Raw genomic sequence first — 2,985 nt, forward strand, 5'->3', positions numbered from 1 at the left:
CATATTATATGGTTAAGTCCTCGATCTATTAGTATTCGTCAGCTCCACATGTCACCATGCTTCCACCTCGAACCTATCAACCTGATCATCTTTCAGGGATCTTACTAGCTTACGCTATGGGAAATCTCATCTTGAGGGGGGCTTCATGCTTAGATGCTTTCAGCACTTATCCCTTCCGCACATAGCTACCCAGCTATGCCCTTGGCAGAACAACTGGTACACCAGCGGTGCGTCCATCCCGGTCCTCTCGTACTAAGGACAGCTCCTCTCAAATTTCCTACGCCCACGACGGATAGGGACCGAACTGTCTCACGACGTTCTGAACCCAGCTCGCGTACCGCTTTAATGGGCGAACAGCCCAACCCTTGGGACCGACTACAGCCCCAGGATGCGATGAGCCGACATCGAGGTGCCAAACCTCCCCGTCGATGTGGACTCTTGGGGGAGATAAGCCTGTTATCCCCGGGGTAGCTTTTATCCGTTGAGCGATGGCCCTTCCATGCGGAACCACCGGATCACTAAGCCCGACTTTCGTCCCTGCTCGACTTGTAGGTCTCGCAGTCAAGCTCCCTTATGCCTTTGCACTCTACGAATGATTTCCAACCATTCTGAGGGAACCTTTGGGCGCCTCCGTTACACTTTAGGAGGCGACCGCCCCAGTCAAACTGCCCACCTGACACTGTCTCCCGGGTCGATAAGACCCGTAGGTTAGAATTTCAATACAGTCAGGGCGGTATCCCACCAGCGCCTCCACCGAAGCTAGCGCTCCGGTTTCAATGGCTCCCGCCTATCCTGTACAAACTGTACCAAAATTCAATATCAGGCTACAGTAAAGCTCCACGGGGTCTTTCCGTCCTGTCGCGGGTAACCTGCATCTTCACAGGTACTATAATTTCACCGAGTCTCTGGTTGAGACAGTGCCCAAATCGTTACACCTTTCGTGCGGGTCGGAACTTACCCGACAAGGAATTTCGCTACCTTAGGACCGTTATAGTTACGGCCGCCGTTTACTGGGGCTTCAGTTCAGAGCTTCGCTTACGCTAACCCCTCTCCTTAACCTTCCAGCACCGGGCAGGTGTCAGCCCCTATACTTCGCCTTACGGCTTCGCAGAGACCTGTGTTTTTGCTAAACAGTCGCTTGGGCCTATTCACTGCGGCTTTCCGTTAAGAAAGCACCCCTTCTCCCGAAGTTACGGGGTCATTTTGCCGAGTTCCTTAACCAGAGTTCTCTCGCACACCTTAGGATTCTCTCCTCGCCTACCTGTGTCGGTTTGCGGTACAGGCACCTTTTATCTCGCTAGAAGCTTTTCTTGGCAGCGGGGAATCAAAGACTTCGCTCCATAAGGAGCTTCCCCATCACAGCTCAGCCTTCACGATAAGCGGATTTGCCTACTTATCAGCCTAACTGCTTGGACGTGCACAACCAATCGCACGCTTCTTCTATCCTTCTGCGTCCCTCCATTGCTCAAACGATAAAGAGGTGGTACAGGAATATCAACCTGTTGTCCATCGCCTACGCCTGTCGGCCTCGGCTTAGGTCCTGACTAACCCTGAGCGGACGAGCCTTCCTCAGGAAACCTTAGGCATTCGGTGGACGGGATTCTCACCCGTCTTTCGCTACTCATACCGGCATTCTCACTTCTAAGCGCTCCACCAGTCCTTCCGGTCTGACTTCACTGCACTTAGAACGCTCCCCTACCACTGATACCATTGGTATCAATTCGCAGCTTCGGTGGTGTATTTAGCCCCGGTACATTTTCGGCGCAGAGTCACTCGACTAGTGAGCTATTACGCACTCTTTAAATGGTGGCTGCTTCTAAGCCAACATCCTAGTTGTCTAAGCAACTCCACATCCTTTTCCACTTAATACACACTTTGGGACCTTAGCTGGCGATCTGGGCTGTTTCCCTCTTGACTACGGATCTTATCACTCGCAGTCTGACTCCTAAGGATAAGTCATTGGCATTCGGAGTTTGACTGAATTCGGTAATCCGATGAGGACCCCTAGTTCAATCAGTGCTCTACCTCCAAGACTCTTACACTTAAGGCTAGCCCTAAAGCTATTTCGGGGAGAACCAGCTATCTCCAGGTTCGATTGGAATTTCTCCGCTACCCACACCTCATCCCCGCACTTTTCAACGTGCGTGGGTTCGGGCCTCCATTCAGTGTTACCTGAACTTCACCCTGGACATGGGTAGATCACCTGGTTTCGGGTCTACGACCACGTACTAAACGCCCTATTCAGACTCGCTTTCGCTGCGGCTCCGTCTCTTCAACTTAACCTCGCACGGGATCGTAACTCGCCGGTTCATTCTACAAAAGGCACGCCATCACCCATTAACGGGCTCTGACTATTTGTAGGCACACGGTTTCAGGATCTCTTTCACTCCCCTTCCGGGGTGCTTTTCACCTTTCCCTCACGGTACTGGTTCACTATCGATCACTAGGGAGTATTTAGCCTTGGGAGATGGTCCTCCCAGATTCCGACGGAATTTCACGTGTTCCGCCGTACTCAGGATACATTCAAGAGAGAACGAAGTTTCGACTACGGGGTTGTTACCCTCTACGACGGACCTTTCCAGGTCGCTTCGTCTACCTCGTTCCTTTGTAACTCCGTATAGAATGTCCTACAACCCCAAGAGGCAAGCCTCTTGGTTTGGGCTAGATTCCGTTTCGCTCGCCGCTACTCAGGAAATCGCATTTGCTTTCTCTTCCTCCAGGTACTTAGATGTTTCAGTTCCCTGGGTCTGTCTTCCATACCCTATGTATTCAGGTAAGGATACCATACCATTACGTATAGTGGGTTTCCCCATTCGGAAATCTTCGGATCAAAGCTTACTTACAGCTCCCCGAAGCATATCGGCGTTAGTCCCGTCCTTCATCGACTCCTAGTGTCAAGGCATCCACCGTGCGCCCTTTCTAACTTAACCAAACTAAAATTAAAAAATATGAGCTACACTGTTATCTAGTTTTCAAAGAACATAC

At 51.2% G+C, this 2,985-nt stretch carries 1 rRNA gene; it reads right to left on the reverse strand.

Annotation, left to right across the window (positions count from 1 at the left end):
- Window positions 1-8 precede the first annotated feature (8 nt).
- Window positions 9-2,930 (reverse strand): 23S ribosomal RNA (locus ACS2MN_RS30840).
- Between the last annotated feature and the right edge of the window lie 55 nt (window positions 2,931-2,985).

Origin of the sequence: Bacillus cereus group sp. BceL062, from assembly GCF_051780025.1 — a bacterium.
Taxonomy (GTDB): domain Bacteria; phylum Bacillota; class Bacilli; order Bacillales; family Bacillaceae_G; genus Bacillus_A; species Bacillus_A toyonensis.